The sequence below is a fragment of the Candidatus Baltobacteraceae bacterium genome (assembly GCA_036489885.1).
GTDB lineage: Bacteria > Vulcanimicrobiota > Vulcanimicrobiia > Vulcanimicrobiales > Vulcanimicrobiaceae > JAFAMS01.
On record DASXEW010000003.1, the window covers coordinates 1761762 to 1777520 of the forward strand.

Sequence of the window (15759 nt, forward strand, 5' to 3'; positions counted from 1 at the left end):
AGACGATGCTTGGACGGCTCCTGACAGCGATGCTCACGCCCTTCCGCCTAAGCGGAGAGGTGGACTACGGTGAGGCTGCGCGGCTCGCCGACCATCTGATCGAAATCGGAAACGAGGGTCTGGTGGTTTGCGGAACGACGGGCGAATCGCCGGCGCTCGAAAACGATGAAAAACTCCAGCTCTTCGAGGTCGTCAAGAAGAAGATCGGCAATCGCGGTTCGGTTATTGCCGGGACCGGGACGTACAACACGAGTCATTCGGTTAAGCTGACGCGCGAAGCCGCGAAATGCGGCGTCGACGGCATTCTTGCGGTCGTCCCCTATTACAACAAGCCGACACAAGACGGAATGTTGAGGCATTTCGGCGCGATTGCGGAATCGACCGAGCTGCCGGTGATCGTCTACAACATCCCCGGCCGCACGAACGCGAACATGCTTCCTGCGACGTTACGTACGTTGCAAGACCGTTATCCGAACATCGCCGGCGTCAAAGATTCGACGTCTGACATCGCGCAAATGACAGCGATCTTGCGCGATCGCCGCGACGGCTTCATGTTCTACAGCGGTGACGACCACATGTTCTTGCCGACGCTTGCGATCGGCGGCGACGGGCTCGTCGGCGTCGCCTCTCATTTGTGTGCGCCGCAGTTCAAGCAGATGATCGAAGCCTTTGATGCCGGTGACCATGCTCGTGCTGCGCGGATCCATCGCGAGCTTGCGCCACTCTTCTCGGCCTTGTTTGCAACGACGAGCCCGATTCCGGTGAAGTGGGCGATGGGCGAGCTGGGCTGGCATGTCGGAACGTGCCGTTCGCCGCTCGGTATGATGCCCGACGATCTCAAGCCGCGTTTGGGCGGATTGCTGGAAGCATACCGTCCGGCAAAAGCCGCCGCGGTTTGACATCGATCGAAATCCTCGGCTGTCGCGTCGACGCTGTCGGACGCGAGGCCGCAATTGAACGCGTCGTCGCGCTCGCGCATGGCACGACTCCTTCGATCGTCGTAACGCTCGGGACCGAGATGGTGATGGAAGCGCAGCACAATCTGCAATTTCGCGCCGTCATCGACGGAGCCGCGCTGGTCGTGTGCGATACGATTGGCTTGCTGCTTGCATCGCGTTTACGCGGAGGACCGCTGCGCGAACGCGTGACCGGCGTCGACCTCGTGCAGTTACTCGCGTCGCGTTCGCATCGCGAGAAGCTTCGCATGTTCTTGCTGGGCGGGCGCGCCGAAACCTCAGAACGCGCGTCGGCGTCGCTGGTTGCGAACGGCGCAATGGTCGCGGGCTCGCATCACGGTTACTTTACGAGCGGCGATGATGCTTCAGGCGATGATGCTTCAATCGTTGCGCAGATACGGGCCAGCGGCGCGAACGTGCTGCTCGTTGGACTCGGATCACCCAAGCAAGAACTCTGGCTTGCGCAGCACTTGGCGGCGACCGGTTGCAGCGTCGGAATCGGCATCGGCGGGACGCTCGACGTCCTAGCCGGAAGCGTTGAACGAGCGCCGGAAATCTGGCAAAAGCTGGGACTTGAGTGGTGTTACCGCTTGGTCCGTGAGCCGTGGCGCTGGCGCCGGCAATTGGCGCTGCCTGCATTCTTCATACTAGCGCTGCGCGAAGCGGCGCAACTCTGCGTATCGAGGGGTAAGACAACCGGGTGAAGGCCATGCTTCTCGCGGGCGGGATGAGTACACGACTCTATCCGCTGACGCGATCGGTTCCAAAACCGCTCGTGCCGATTGCCGGCGAGCCGGTCTCCGCCCAGATATTGCGTTATCTGCATTCGTTCGGTATCAACGACGTCGCGATCAACGTGCATTATCACGCCGACCAAATCAAGGAAGCATTCGGCGACGGTTCGCAGTACGGCGTGCGCTTGCATTATCTCTTCGAACCCGAGTTGATGGGTAGCGCAGGTGCTGTCAAGCAAATGGAAGACTTCTTCCGGGACGACACGTTCATCGTGATCGGCTGCGACATCCTCACCGACGCGAACCTCCACGACCTGGTTGCGTTCCATCGGATGCACGGAGCAATTGCGACGATTGCGCTCACGCACATGGAGCGTGTCGAGCAATACGGCGTCGTCATCACCGATCCGAATGGGTTGATCGTCGACTTCCAAGAGAAACCCGCGCCGGGAACCGAGCGCGCCAAAGATGTCAACACCGGCATTTACTGCTTCGATCCGGAGATTTTCAAACACATCGCGCCGAATGTCTTCATCGACTTCGGTAAGAATGTTTTCCCGGCGTTGCAGAAAGCGCGCGCACCGTTTTACGGTATGCCGGTCCCAAACGCGTACTGGTGCGACATCGGGACGCCCGAAGAATATCGGCGCGGTACCGACGACGTGTTGTCGGGGCGCCTCGGCACGCTGGCTGGCCGCGTTGGGATTCCCGCCGGGACGGCGATCGGCAAGAGCGTCCAGATCGACGAGAACGTGCACATCGGTGCGGGCGTGACGATCGGAGATCGTGTGCGCGTCGTTGGCCCGTCGGTCATCGGCGATCGTGCTCGAATCGCCGCCGACGCGTTCATCGAGCGTTCGATCCTGTGGGACGACGTCGTGGTCGGTGAGGGCGCGCATCTCGACTACGCAATCATCGGCAACAGCTATCAGATCGCGCGCGGCGCCAAAGTCAACGGCGTCATCATCGCGAACGGCGAGCGCGTCGCGGGCTAAGCTCTAGCCGGATCGTTCCGCCGCAACAACGAGGAGCATGCTCGACATGCTGCTCGGTTTGGTCTTTCCGCGCACCTGTATCGGATGCGATCGAGACGATGTGCTCCTGTGCTCGCAGTGCGCCCGGAGTGACGAGAATGCCCACACGAGCGTGCTTGCGGGCTTGCTCGTTCGTTCATGCGTCCCGTACGCCGGCGCCGTGCGTGATGCAATCACCGGCTTCAAGCACGGACGCCGCGCGTTTGCACGCGATCTAGCCGCGATTCTGATCCCGTTCGTCGACGCGGACATGACCTTGATTCCTGTCCCGACCACGCGGCGGCGACGCGCAGAGCGCGGTTTCGATCAGACCGTCGTGCTCGCGCGCGTCTTGCACCGCGAGTGCGGAGTCGGCGTATCAGAATTGCTCGGACGGCGGGGTGCCGGCGCGCAGCAAGGGCGCTCGCGCGCGGAGCGTCTTGCCGCGACCGGGCGGTTTTTCGTGCGCCCGAAACGGGCTGCATCCCGGGGCAGATTTGTTCTGTTCGATGATGTGCGCACGACGGGTGCAACGCTCGCCGATGCGGCGGGGACACTCGAGCGTAGCGGCCTGTGCGTCTCCGAAGCACTGACGCTCGCGTGGGCACCAAGGGAGAACTCGTGAAAGCGATCTGGAACGGCAAGGTCGTCGCCGAAAGCAACGATACGGTCGAAGTCGAGGGGAATCAGTATTTTCCGCGCACGTCGGTCAAAAGCGACTATCTCAAAGAATCACCGACGCACACGACCTGTCCGTGGAAGGGCGTTGCGAGCTATTACACGCTCGACGTCGACGGAAAGCAGAATGAAGACGCCGTGTGGTACTATCCGACGCCGAAAGACGAAGCAAAAATGGTTACCGATCGCGTCGCGTTTTGGCGCGGCGTCGAGGTTGTGCCGTAGCCTTCAATCCGTATCTTGCGCGAGCATGCGAACTCGCGCAGCGCGGCCTCGGTAGTACCTCACCGAATCCGCCCGTCGGTGCCGTCATCGTGCGCGACGGCATGACGCTCGGCGAAGGCTATCATCACGTTCGTGGTGCGCCGCACGCCGAGGTCGAGGCGCTCGCGGCCGCACGTGCCGCCGGTTGCGACGTGCGTGGAGCAACGCTCTACGTTTCGCTGGAGCCATGTAACCATCAGGGCGCAACGCCGCCCTGCACGGATGCGATCGTCGCGGCCGGAATCGCGCGCGTTACGATCGGCGCCGCAGATCCGAATCCGAAAACGAATCGTGCGGGCATCGAGCGCTTGCGCGCGAGCGGCATCGACGTCGCGCTTGTCGAGGATACATGGTCACGCGAGCTGATCGAGCAATTTCGCGTGTCGATTCGTTCACCGCGTCCGTACGTTACGCTCAAAATGGCCGCGTCGCTGGACGGATATGTTGCGCCTAAAGCCGGCTCGCACTGGTTGACCGGACCGCAAGCGCGTGAGCGCGTTCGCGAGCTGCGTTTTTGGCATGATGCGGTCATGGTCGGAGCCGGCACGGCGCGCGTCGACGATCCGCAGCTCACCGTTCGTCCGCCGCACGCACGCATGCATCCCTACGTGCGCGTCATCGTTTGCGAGGAGCACGCGATTCCATCGAGCTCGCGCGTCTTTCTCGGGGAACAAGGATATACGCGCACGATTCTGCTTGCGCCGTCCGGTGCTCGTAACGAATTCGGCGAGCTCGAAAGCCGCGCCGAATGCATTTTCGTCGGGCCAAAGAACGCGGGGCGGCTCGATATCGGTGAAGGCCTCGTCGCCTTGAAGGCTGCGGGGATCTCGAGCGTCCTATGCGAGGGTGGACCGACGTTCGCCGCGTTGCTGCTTGCGGGGGGGTTCGTTGACCGGCTGGTGTGGCTCGTCGCGCCGGTGTTCTTGCGGAATCCGCAAGCCGTCCCCGCCCTGGCCGGAGACGTCGCTGGGAAGCTCGACGACTGGCGTTTCGAGAGCGTCGAGCGTTGTGGAGACGATTTGCTCTTGACGGCGAAACTAAGCCCCGATGTTTAGCGGATTAATTGGATTTCGCGGTACCGTCGTTGCAAACGAGGATCGTCATGGTGGCCGCCATCTCGTCATTTCGGCTCCTGAGGCGATCGCGGACGGGATCGAGCCCAAAGACTCGGTTGCCATAAATGGCGTCTGCCTCACGGCGACCTCGGTCGGGAAAGAGCGGATCGCGTTCGATATCGTCCCTGAGACCGTCGGGCGCACGACACTGAGCACCCTGCACGAGGGCGACCGCGTCAACGTGGAGCTTTCGCTCAAGATGGGTGACCGTCTGGGCGGACACTTCGTCTACGGCCACGTCGATGCAGTGGCGCAGATCCTCGAACGCCGGCCCGAGGGCCAGGGCGAACGCATCGTTATCGCGACGCCGCCGTCCCTGGCGCGCTACATTATCGAGAAGGGCTACGTCGCGATCGACGGCGTCTCACTGACGATCGCCGCGGTCGATCAGAACCGCTTCGAGATCGCGCTGATCCCGGAGACCGCCGCCCGCACCACCCTCGGTAGCCGGCCGGCCGGCAAGCACGTCAACGTCGAGGTCGACCCGATCGCGCGCTACGCCCTCGGCGAAGCGCCCCTGCCCAGCCTTACGGGTTGAGGACCGCGTGTCATCCCGAGCGTAGGCGCGCATAGCGCGCCGTAGTCGAGGGACCGGCCACATCTCAAGCATATAAACTTGACAACTGTTAAGTCCAGGCATAGCCTGGGCTCGTGGGACAACGTTTCGCAGAAGATCTGAACGAGGCCATGAAGGCAGCCGGTCTGACGGCTGCCGAGCTGGCTGAACGAAGCGGCCTAACCGAGGCCGCGATCTCGCTCTTGCGTGCCGGCCGTCGCTCGCCGACGCTCGATTCGGCGCGCCGGCTTTCTTCGGTACTGCCGGCTCTCGCCGAGCGGCTGCGTTCCGACATGGACACGCCGAACCCGTTCGACGCGATCGAATCCGCAATCGCCGACGTCCGGGCCGGCAAGATGGTCGTCGTCCTCGATGACGAGGATCGTGAAAACGAAGGCGATCTCGTTATGGCCGCGCAGCTCGTGACCGCTGACGCGATCAACTTCATGCGCAAAGAAGGCGGTGGACTGATCTGCGTGCCGATGCTCGGCGAACGGCTCGACGAGCTTCACATTCCGCCGATGGTCCGCGAAAATTCATCGCTGCACGAAACGGCCTTCTCAGTGTCCGTCGAAGCGCGGGGACGCACGACGACCGGGATCTCCGCGCAGGATCGCGCTGCGACGATTCAAGCGCTGCTGGATCCGACGTCGCGGTCGACGGATTTCTTGCGTCCCGGTCACACCTTTCCGTTACGTGCACGCGACGGCGGAGTGCTGGTACGCGTCGGGCAAACCGAAGCCGCGGTCGACCTTGCCCGGCTTGCGAATTTGTATCCCGCGGGCGTCATCTGCGAGATCATGGATGATGACGGAACGATGATGCGGCTACCGGCGTTAAAAGAGTTCGCGAAGAAGCACCAGCTCAAACTGATCACGGTCAAAGATCTGATTGCGTACCGCATGCGCACGGAAAAATTGGTCGAGCGTATTGCAGAATTCGATCTCCCGACGCCGTTCGGTGTTTTTCGCGGATATGCGTACGAAAGTAAGATCGATGGGATCGCGCACGTCGCACTCGTCATGGGCGACGTCGGCGACGGAAAAGACATTCTGGTACGCGTGCATTCGGAGTGCTTGACCGGCGATGCGCTGCACTCGATTCGATGCGATTGCGGCGCGCAGCGCGATGCGGCGCTCGAAAAGATCGCGAAAGCAAAACGCGGCGTTTTTCTCTACCTTCACCAGGAAGGCCGTGGAATCGGACTTGCCAACAAGCTGCGCGCGTACGCGTTGCAGGACGGCGGCGCCGATACGGTCGAGGCGAATCTCGCGCTCGGGCTTCCCGTCGACAAACGCGACTACGGCATCGGCTCGCAGATCCTCAACGATCTGGGTGTACGTGAGATGAAGCTGCTTACGAACAACCCGAAGAAAATCGCGGGGCTCGAAGGCTATGGCTTGCGCATCCTCGAGTGGATTCCGCTCATGACGGAGCCGACGGAATTCAACGCGCGCTACCTCGATACGAAACGCGAGAAGATGGGACACGTCTTCACCGCGTGAAAATCGAAGAGCGCAATACCAAATCGCTGCCGCAAATCAGCGGAAAACGCATTGCTCTGCTGGTCGCGCGCTTCTACGACGATCTTGCAGCGCAGCTCGAAGGCGGCGCTCAACGTGCGCTGGCAGCCTGCGGCGTCGATGCAACCGACGTCGTGACATACGACCTTCCCGGCTGCTTTGAGATTCCACTCGCGGCGAAGCTCGCGTTCGAGCGCGGTTTCGATGCGTGTGTTGCACTAGGCGTTGTCATTCGCGGCGAGACGCCGCACTTCGATTACGTCGCCGGGGAATGTGCGCGCGGGATCATGGACGCTCAGCTCGCCGCCGGCAAGCCGATCGGCTTCGGAATCCTGACGACGAACACGCGCGAGCAAGCCGAAGAGCGCGCGGATCCCGAGCGTGGCGACAAGGGTTTCGAGGCCGCCGTGGCCGCTGCGACCCTCCTGGCGCTCCCGGCCGCCTAGTTCCCAAGAAAAGGCCTGTTTGCCCGGGGAGCTTTCTTGCCAATCCCCTGGGCCCTCGCTTATACTGCTGGCCTACGGTATGAAACCGGGGGTCCTATCTTTTGCCCGGACAGGGGCAAAGCGGCGGCAACTCGGCGGTCCGGGAGGTTCTGGTGGAAGACAAAAGTATCGCGTGCAAGGACTGTGGGGTCAATTTCACTTTCACGGTTCGTGAACAGCAATTCTACGTCGAAAAGGGTTTCGAGAACGAACCACAGCGTTGCAGGGATTGCCGAAACGCAAGGAAGGCCCAGCGAGCGCAGGGCGGCACCGGTGGCGGTGGCGGACCCCGCGAGATGTTCGAGGCGGTGTGCGCCTCGTGCGGAATCAATACGACCGTACCATTTAAGCCACGAGGTGATCGTCCGGTCTATTGCCGCACCTGCTACACGGCGAACGCGCCGCAGCCCGTAAGGGCCTAACATCCGACGTTCCCGTCGCTTGGGACGGGGATGGAATTGAGTTCATCGATCAACGCGCGCTTCCGCGCGAGTTCGTCGTGCTCAAAGCGCGCAACGTCGATGAAGTCGTCGATGCGATAGCGACGCTTGGCGTCCGCGGCGCACCGGCGATTGGCGTCTTTGGTGCGTACGGCTGCGCGCTTGCGGCGCAAGAGCACAACGGGACCGAGCTGGAGCGGGCCTTCGCCCGTATCCGCGATGCGCGCCCGACTGCAGTCAATCTCGCGTGGGCGGTCGATCGCGTGCGTGCCCGCGCTGACGGTGACTATCTGGCCGAGGCGCGCGTGATTCACGAGGAGCAAATCGAGATCGACCGGCTCATCGGCGAATCGGCGATCGAGCTGTTCCCGAGCAGCGGCAACATACTGACGCACTGCAATACCGGGCCGCTCGCGACAGCCGGAGGCGGAACGGCGCTCGGCGCCATCGTCGCCGCCTATCGCAGCGGAAAGTCGATTGCGGTCTTCGCCTGCGAAACGCGGCCGCTGCTGCAAGGCGCGCGTTTGACGATGTACGAGCTTGGCCAAGCCGGCGTTCCGGCGACCTTGATCGTCGACGGGGCGGCCGCGATTACGATGCAACAGAAAGATATTCAGCTCGTCATCGTCGGCGCGGACCGTATCGCGCGCAACGGCGACGTCGCGAACAAGATCGGCACGTACGCGCATGCGATTGCGGCTGCACATCACGGCATTCCCTTCTACGTCGCGGCACCGCGCTCGACGTTCGATTTCTCACTCGCATCCGGCGACGCAATTCCGATCGAGGAACGCCGCGCCGAAGAAGTGCGCATCTCCGAGGCCGACAAAGTCTACAATCCCGCCTTCGACGTCACGCCGGGCCGATTAGTCACAGCGTTCATCACGGAGTACGGCGTCATCCGGCCACCGTATTTCGATAGCATCACGGATATTGAAACGCGCCCGAACTTCTTGGCGGCGAGGCGCCATTAAGTACTACGAATTCGTCGACCGCTCTCCGAAGGTCGGGACGCTGGTCGTCGTCGACGGAAACGAACGGCTTTTCGCCGAGCGTGCGATCAACGCGATCGTCGACAAGCTGCTTCCGGGTGCCGAACGCGATCTGAATCTTGAAACGTTTACCCCGGAAACGTTCGATAGCGGACGACTCGAAGGCGCCGTGCAGGGCATGCCGTTTCTGGCCGAACGCCGCGTCGTCGTGGCACGCGATCTCGGCGCACTGCGTGTTGCAGACCGTCGCGTCGTTTGGGATATCGCGCAGAAGGTCCCCGAAGGCAATACGCTTTTGCTCGAAGATCTCGATGTCGTGCGGCGTGGCGCAAAACCCGAAAGCTTTGCAACGCTTGCGGGTCGCCACGCATTGCGCATCGATACGACCCCAAACGGCGACGCGCGCGTCCGCTTTATCGAGGAGACGCTCGAAGAACTCAAGATGACCGCCGAGCCGCGCGTCGTCGCAACGCTGGCGGCAAGCGAAGCCGACCTCGGCTCGGTGCGCACCGATCTCGAAAAACTTGCGCTTCTCGGCTCGAAGATCACTTTCGCGCAGCTCGAAGCCGAGACGCTCACGACCGTCGAACCGAAAGCCTGGCAGTACGCGGCCGCACTCGTCGAAGGTCGCGCTCGCGAAGCGCTTGCGATTGCGGTCGAACTCTTCGAGCGCGACTCACGCGGCGCCGCAATTCCATTGCTTGGCGCGCTTGCCGCCGAGTACGATTTGATTTGGCAAGTCGTTCGCGGTGCGGAATTGGAACCGCGCGTCCGATGGCGGGCCGGGAAGCTGGCGCCGCTTGCACGGCGCTTGGGCGAACGGCGCGCACGGCGCGGATTCGATCTTGCGGTGCGCGGGTTCGAAATGATCGTGACGGGACAAGCGGATGATCCACGCACGGTCGTCGAACTGGTCACCGCGGAAGCCGCAAAACTGTGAATCACGAATCATACACCTCACCGTTCGCATGGCGCTATGGACGCGAAGAGCTGCGCAAACTCTTTGGCGAGCGCGAACGGCGCCGGCTCTGGCGCGCAGTGTGGGTGGCGCTCGCGGAGTCGCAGATGCGAAGCGGGCTCGTGACGGAAGAAGAGCTGGCCGACATCAAAGCGCACGCAAACGATATCGACATCGATGCGGCGCTCGCGATCGAGCGCGAAATCGGCCACGATCTGATGGCCGAAATCCGCGTCTTCTCATCGCAGGCGACGGTCGGTGGCGGCAAGATTCACTTGGGCGCAACGTCGATGGACGTCGAGGACACCGTCGAGATGTTCCGAGTGCGCAAAGCGCTGGACGTCATCCTGCCGTCGATCGATCAGCTCTTGCTCGTCTTCGCCGAATCGATCGCGCGCTGGTCGCGGCTCGTCTGCATGGGATACACTCACGTGCAGCCGGCCGAACCGACGACCGTCGGATATCGGTTGGCGCTCTATGCGCAAGACGTACTCCTCGATCGTGCCCACCTGCACTTCGTTTGTGACAATCTCACGGCCAAGGGCATTCGTGGCGCCGTTGGGACGTCGGCCGCATATGCCGACTTGCTTGCCGGCGGCACGCGTACAGCGCGGCAACAAGAAGAAGAAGTCCTAAGCGCGTTCAATCTGCGGGCCGGCGAAGTCAGCTCGCAAACGTATCCGCGCAAGCTCGACTATTTACTACTCTCCGCGCTGGCCGGCCTGGGCGCATCGCTTTCGAAATTTGCGCTCGACGTGCGCATCCTCTCGTCACCCGCGATCGGCGAGATGTTCGAACCGTTCGGCGAACGCCAGGTCGGCAGCTCGGCGATGCCGTTCAAACGCAATCCGATTCTCTCCGAGCGGATCGGTTCGCTCGCACGGCTGCTGCCGGCCTACGCCGACGTGGCGTTCGCGAATGCGGCAACGAACATGCTCGAACGAACGCTCGACGACAGCGCGAACCGTCGCACGATTCTGCCGGAGGCGCTGCTCTGCACCGACGAGATCGTCGGCCTCGCAATCCGGGTCGCGCGTGGTCTGCGCCTCGACGAAGGTCGCATCTCGCAGAATCTGCGGACGTTCGGCCCCTTCGCCGGAACCGAAACGGTGATGATGATTGCGGCCAAGGCCGGTGCGAACCGCCAAGACCTGCACGAAGTAATCCGGCGCGCGTCGATGCAGGCGTGGGAGGCAATCGCGCGCGGCGAGGTCAACCCGTTGGCACGCAACCTCGCCGATGACGAGTCTATTTCGCAGTATGTCGACCCTGCGGAGATTCGTTCGCGGCTCGACCCCAGCACACACGTCGGAGACGCAGCGGAGCGGGCCGAAAACCTCGCAAAACAAATTGTGGAGACGATAGCAACACCGTGAACAAAGGGCTGGAGATCACCCGCGGCAAGACCAAGGCGCTCTTCGAGTCGCCCGAGCAGCCGGACGTCGCGATCATGAAAAGCATGGACAGCATCACGGCCGGTGACGGCGCGCGGCGCAACGTGATCGAAGGCAAGGGCCGCTTGGCTTCACAGACGACGGCCCGCGTGTTCCGCTTGCTGAACTTGTGCGGTTTCCCGACGCACTATATCTCCGGCGGAGAGGACGACGACGAGAATGAGATTCTCGTGCGGCGTTGTCAGATGATTCCGCTCGAAGTCGTCGTGCGCGGCGTCGCCGCCGGCTCGTATGTGAAGCGCAAAGGGATGGCGCGCGGGACACTGCTCTTGCCGCGCGTCCTCGAGTTCTTCATTAAAGACGATGCGAACCACGATCCACTGATCGAGCCTGAAGAGATTGTCGCCCGCGGCGTCGCGGCTCCGGGTGAGATTGCTGCAATGGGCGAGATCGCACGCATGGTCTTCGAGGTGCTAGCGCACGCATGGCGCCGCCGCGACGTACTCTTGATCGACCTCAAGATCGAGTTCGGACGATTGCTGAGCGGCGAAGGAAAAGGCTCGCTCGTGATCGCGGACGTCGTCGACAACGATGCGTGGCGCATTTGGCCGCAAGGCCGCGAAGAGATGATGCTCGACAAGCAGATGTACCGGAATCTGCAGGCCGTTACGCCCGAAGCGCTGGATCAGGTTCGCACCGCGTACGAGAAAGTCGCCGATATCGTCGGCTCGTTCCCGCAAATGCGGACCGGAATGGTCGCGCTATTCGCCGAGGATCAACGTCATCTGGACGCTGCCGGCGACGTGATGCGTCACGTTCAAGGCTACGGACTTCCGCTGGGACGTCACGTTGCTTCGAGCGCCGTCACGCCGCAGTATGTCGTGCAAATCGTGCAGCAACTGGATGCGACGTTCGCGCGACTGGTCTACGTGAGCAACGGACCTCCGGGACTGAATGCGATGATGAACGGCGCGACGACGAATCTCGTCGTCGATGCGACGAACCAATCGCCGGATGTCGTAGCGCAGAGCGTCGCTAAAGCCTTTGCGCTTGACGATACGGTGCTCTTTGGTCGCGTGATGCTCACGCAAGCCAATATGCGTTCGGCGTTGCTGCAGCTCGATGCGCAGCTCAACCAACCGCAGGCGACGCCTCCGGGCGCTGCGATTGCTTGACGTAAACGATCACGCCCTGCCCCTGGCGCTCTCGCCGGATGAACGCGAGCGCGTCAAACGCGGTCTAGGCCGCGAGCCTAGCGTCGTCGAGTGGTTCGCATTCGATGCGCAATGGAGCGAGCATTGCTCGTATAAGTCGAGCCGTCCGTTCTTGCGCCGTTTGCCGACAAGCGGGGACGCGGTCATCATCGGTCCCGGTGAGGATGCGGGCGTCGTCCGTCTGGGAGAGCACGAAGGCAAAACGTACGCCGTCGTCGTCGCGCATGAATCGCACAATCATCCTTCGCAAGTCGTCCCGTTCGAGGGCGCGGCGACGGGAATCGGGGGGATCGTCCGTGACGTGCTGTGTATGGGTGCGCAGCTGATCGGCGTCGCCGACCCGCTGCGTTTCGGCACGAGCAAAGAATCGCGCGCGATCGCGCAAGGCGTCGTCGACGGCGTTGCATCCTACGGCAATGCGATCGGGATTCCGAACGTTGGCGGTGACGTTTACTTCGACAATCGCTTTGATGACAACGTGCTCGTCAACGTCGTGGCGCTCGGGATCGTTGAGGAGAGCGCAATTATCCATTCAAGCGCGCCGCGCGAGAGTATTGGTTGGGACATCGTCCTGGTCGGAAAAGCAACGGATCGCAGCGGCTTCGGCGGTGCATCGTTTAGCTCGTTGCAGCTTGACGCTGCTGATGCGGAAGCCAACAAGGGCGCCGTGCAAGTACCGGACGCGTTTCTCAAGAGCGTCTTGATGCGCGCGAGCTATCGCGTCTTTGAGGTGCTGCGGGAAGAAGGGCTCGAGGTAGCATTCAAAGATCTTGGCGCGGGCGGCGTGATGGGCTGCAGCGCAGAGATTGTTGCGTCCGGTGGACTCGGTGCGCGCATCGAGCTCGACAAGGTTCCGCTCGCGGAGTCAAATCTGCCGCCGGCGGTTATTACGGTGGGTGAGACGCAGGAGCGCATGTGTTGGGTCGTTCCCCCGTCGTTCACGCCGCGCTTGCTCGCGATCTATAACGAAGAGTTCGATCTGCCCGGGGTCGCACGCGGTGCGCAAGCCGCGCGAATTGGCACGGTCACGCAAGAAAAACGTTACGTCGCGACCTATGGCGGTGAGACTGTCATGGACGTCGACATCGAGTTTCTCACTGGCGGCATCTTGCACGATCGCCCTTTCGAGCTGCCACAGGCGCCAAAGGGGAACGCGGTCGTTCGGGATGTCGATCTCGCCGAAGCGTTACCGCGGATTCTTGCGGATCATGACGTGTGTTCGCGCTCGCCGATCTTCGAACGCTACGACGGCGTCGTTCGCGGCACGACGGCAATTCCGCGCGGTTACGCCGATGCCGGCGTCGTCGTTCCCGTCCCCGGCGCGCCACTCGGTGTCGCGCTCGGTTTAGGCGGCAATCCCCGCTACGGCGCGCTCGATCCGAAACGTGCGGCGGGCCAAGCCGTCGTCGAAAGCGCTCGCAACGTCGCAGCGGTCGGCGCGCGTCCGGTTGCGCTCACGGATTGCTTGAATTTCGGCGACGCCGACGATCCACATCAGTTCGGTGAGTTCGTTGCGGCTATTGAGGGTCTCGCGCAAGCAGCAACGGCGCTGGACCTCCCATTCATTTCCGGCAATGTCAGCCTCTACAACACGAGCGCGAACGGAAAGGCGGTTCCCGCATCGCCGATCGTCGCGTGCATCGGCGCGATCGCGGACATCTCGAAGATCGCTTCGCCGGCGCTTAAAGCCAAAGGCTCGTCCTTATATTTGCTCGGTCCGCGTCAGGACGCGCTTGGTGCTTCGATCGTTTCGCGCATCGTCGGCGGCGATCTCGAACCGATGCCGGAACTCGATTTCGACGAAGCGCATCGCGAAATTGCGCTGTTGCTCGATGCCTACGCGAAGCGCGTTATTCTAGGTGCCCACGACATCTCGGATGGGGGTCTCGCGGTGGTGGTATGTGAGATGGCGTTCGGAGCACGCCGGCGCGGGTTAGGTGCGCGCATCGACGCGTCTGACCTATGGGCCAAAGAAATTGGAACCGCGGGTGCATGGTTCGGTGAGACGGGCGGATTCGTCGTAGAGGTCGCCGATGTTGCGGCTTGGGGGAAGCTCGCGCGTGCGCACGATCTTAGGCCGGCTCGTATCGGCGAAGTCACCGATGACTCGCGCATCCATCTCGGAGAGACGTCGTTCGATGCCATGACGCTGTTCGAAGTCTGGGCTGCACCGCTGCGCGGCTTCTACGATGCCTCGGAGGAGGCGCCGTGAAGCCGAAGGTCGTCGTCTACGTGTTCCCGGGGACGAATTCAGAACACGAAACGAAACGTGCGCTCGAAGCCAGTGGCGTCGACGTCACGCTCGTCCGTTCCGACGATAAAACGGACGTGGCGAAAAAGGCCGACGGCTACGTCCTTCCCGGGGGATTCGCGCACGAGGATCGTATCCGCGCCGGAGCGGTTGCCGCGCACGATCGCGCGATGGATGTCGTCATCGAGGCGGCTGAAAAAGGCAAGCCCGTGCTAGGTATTTGCAACGGCGCGCAGGTTTTGCTCGAGTCCGGTCTCGTTCCGGGAACGTCGAAAATTCGCCGTCCGAGCGCTGCGTTTGCGCCGAATATTCCCGGCGGTCGCTTCCGCTCCGTTCACGTCCACATGCGGTTGGTGATTCCGCCGTCACGTAGCGCGCTTTTGGCCGCACTTCCGAACGAAGCCGTCATTCCCGCGTGGGTTTCGCACGGCGAAGGCCGCCTTGCCGCCTCATTCGAGGAGCTGGCGCACATCGAGCTCGATCATCTCGCATTCGTCTACAGCGACGCAAACGGCGATGTGACGCCCGATGCCACTCCGAACGGTTCCGCACTGGGTGCCGCGGGCCTCATTAATAAAGCCGGCAATGTGCTCGCGATCATGCCGCACCCGGAACGTGACGCGTGGGCGTTCATGCACCGCTACGATCTCGTTCACGCGAAGACGGCGGAAGAAGCATTGCGCCCATCCGGTGGGATTGAGCTCATCCGAAGTTTCGCGAAAGCCTTCGCGTGATCGAACACGCTTTCGAGATACGTCTTGCGATACCGGACAACGAAGCCTCCACGGCGCTCGCGACGCTCCGGCGTCTGGGCATCGCATGCGCGGGGATCGCACGAACGGATATTCATGTTTTCGGTCTTGACGACGGCTCGAGCGCAATCGATCTCGAAACGCAGCTCAAGACGATCGCGACGATTTTCAATCCCAATAAGCACCGTCTAGGGACGCGTGAAGAGCCGCGCCCACGCGCGGGTGAAGTCTGGATATCTTCGGCCGACGTCCCGCCTGTGCACGAGCGCGTCATGATCGGCGGCGTCGAGCTGCGCGGCGTCCGCACGGCTTGGAGGGCTACCTCCTGGCGTCTCTTAGACAGCGCGGGGAAGGACGTTCCAGAACCGATCCTGGACCAAGCCGTTGAAACGCTTCTCTGCAATCCCGCGTTCCAACGAGCAATCAAATCATGA

The 15759-nt window shown here is 62.3% G+C and carries 16 protein-coding genes; all 16 read left to right on the top strand.

Annotated elements, in window-relative coordinates; translation table 11 throughout:
* Positions 1–5: 5 nt before the first annotated feature.
* The 16 genes from dapA (at position 6) to VGG22_14725 (ending at position 15759) form a co-directional block, all read left to right on the top strand.
* Complete coding sequence (gene dapA, locus VGG22_14650; protein ID HEY1729614.1) at positions 6–899, top strand: 4-hydroxy-tetrahydrodipicolinate synthase; 894 nt, start codon at positions 6–8, stop codon at positions 897–899.
* Positions 896–1660: a WecB/TagA/CpsF family glycosyltransferase gene (locus VGG22_14655; protein HEY1729615.1), complete on the top strand. Its 765-nt coding sequence runs from the start codon at positions 896–898 to the stop codon at positions 1658–1660. The genes dapA and VGG22_14655 overlap by 4 nt, the downstream gene beginning before the upstream one ends.
* Positions 1661–1665: 5 nt before the next feature.
* Entirely contained in the window at positions 1666–2685 is a 1020-nt protein-coding gene (locus tag VGG22_14660) for an NDP-sugar synthase (GenBank protein ID HEY1729616.1), read from the top strand.
* Between the two features lie 37 nt (positions 2686–2722).
* Positions 2723–3328 (top strand): hypothetical protein, encoded by a 606-nt coding sequence (locus tag VGG22_14665; protein ID HEY1729617.1) that lies wholly within the window; start codon positions 2723–2725, stop codon positions 3326–3328.
* The gene (locus VGG22_14670) at positions 3325–3606 is read left to right on the top strand and encodes a DUF427 domain-containing protein (protein HEY1729618.1); all 282 of its coding nucleotides are present in this window, start codon (positions 3325–3327) and stop codon (positions 3604–3606) included. The genes VGG22_14665 and VGG22_14670 overlap by 4 nt, the downstream gene beginning before the upstream one ends.
* On the top strand, positions 3579–4700 hold the full coding sequence (gene ribD / locus VGG22_14675) for a bifunctional diaminohydroxyphosphoribosylaminopyrimidine deaminase/5-amino-6-(5-phosphoribosylamino)uracil reductase RibD (GenBank protein ID HEY1729619.1): 1122 nt from the start codon (positions 3579–3581) through the stop codon (positions 4698–4700). Before VGG22_14670 ends, ribD begins: the two co-directional genes overlap by 28 nt.
* Positions 4693–5298, top strand: a complete 606-nt coding sequence (locus VGG22_14680) for a riboflavin synthase (protein HEY1729620.1) — start codon at positions 4693–4695, stop codon at positions 5296–5298. The genes ribD and VGG22_14680 overlap by 8 nt, the downstream gene beginning before the upstream one ends.
* Before the next feature lie 113 nt (positions 5299–5411).
* Positions 5412–6821 (top strand): bifunctional 3,4-dihydroxy-2-butanone-4-phosphate synthase/GTP cyclohydrolase II, encoded by a 1410-nt coding sequence (locus tag VGG22_14685; protein ID HEY1729621.1) that lies wholly within the window; start codon positions 5412–5414, stop codon positions 6819–6821.
* Complete coding sequence (ribH, locus tag VGG22_14690; GenBank protein ID HEY1729622.1) at positions 6818–7285, top strand: 6,7-dimethyl-8-ribityllumazine synthase; 468 nt, start codon at positions 6818–6820, stop codon at positions 7283–7285. The genes VGG22_14685 and ribH overlap by 4 nt, the downstream gene beginning before the upstream one ends.
* 412 nt (positions 7286–7697) lie before the next feature.
* Complete coding sequence (mtnA, locus tag VGG22_14695; GenBank protein HEY1729623.1) at positions 7698–8738, top strand: S-methyl-5-thioribose-1-phosphate isomerase; 1041 nt, start codon at positions 7698–7700, stop codon at positions 8736–8738.
* Complete coding sequence (locus VGG22_14700) at positions 8698–9696, top strand: hypothetical protein (GenBank protein ID HEY1729624.1); 999 nt, start codon at positions 8698–8700, stop codon at positions 9694–9696. Before mtnA ends, VGG22_14700 begins: the two co-directional genes overlap by 41 nt.
* Positions 9693–11090, top strand: coding sequence for an adenylosuccinate lyase (gene purB, locus VGG22_14705; protein HEY1729625.1), 1398 nt, complete (start codon positions 9693–9695; stop codon positions 11088–11090). Before VGG22_14700 ends, purB begins: the two co-directional genes overlap by 4 nt.
* Complete coding sequence (locus tag VGG22_14710; GenBank protein ID HEY1729626.1) at positions 11087–12283, top strand: phosphoribosylaminoimidazolesuccinocarboxamide synthase; 1197 nt, start codon at positions 11087–11089, stop codon at positions 12281–12283. Before purB ends, VGG22_14710 begins: the two co-directional genes overlap by 4 nt.
* The gene (purL, locus tag VGG22_14715) at positions 12231–14534 is read left to right on the top strand and encodes a phosphoribosylformylglycinamidine synthase subunit PurL (protein HEY1729627.1); all 2304 of its coding nucleotides are present in this window, start codon (positions 12231–12233) and stop codon (positions 14532–14534) included. The genes VGG22_14710 and purL overlap by 53 nt, the downstream gene beginning before the upstream one ends.
* Positions 14531–15307: a phosphoribosylformylglycinamidine synthase I gene (gene purQ / locus VGG22_14720; protein ID HEY1729628.1), complete on the top strand. Its 777-nt coding sequence runs from the start codon at positions 14531–14533 to the stop codon at positions 15305–15307. Before purL ends, purQ begins: the two co-directional genes overlap by 4 nt.
* Complete coding sequence (locus VGG22_14725) at positions 15304–15759, top strand: hypothetical protein (GenBank protein ID HEY1729629.1); 456 nt, start codon at positions 15304–15306, stop codon at positions 15757–15759. The genes purQ and VGG22_14725 overlap by 4 nt, the downstream gene beginning before the upstream one ends.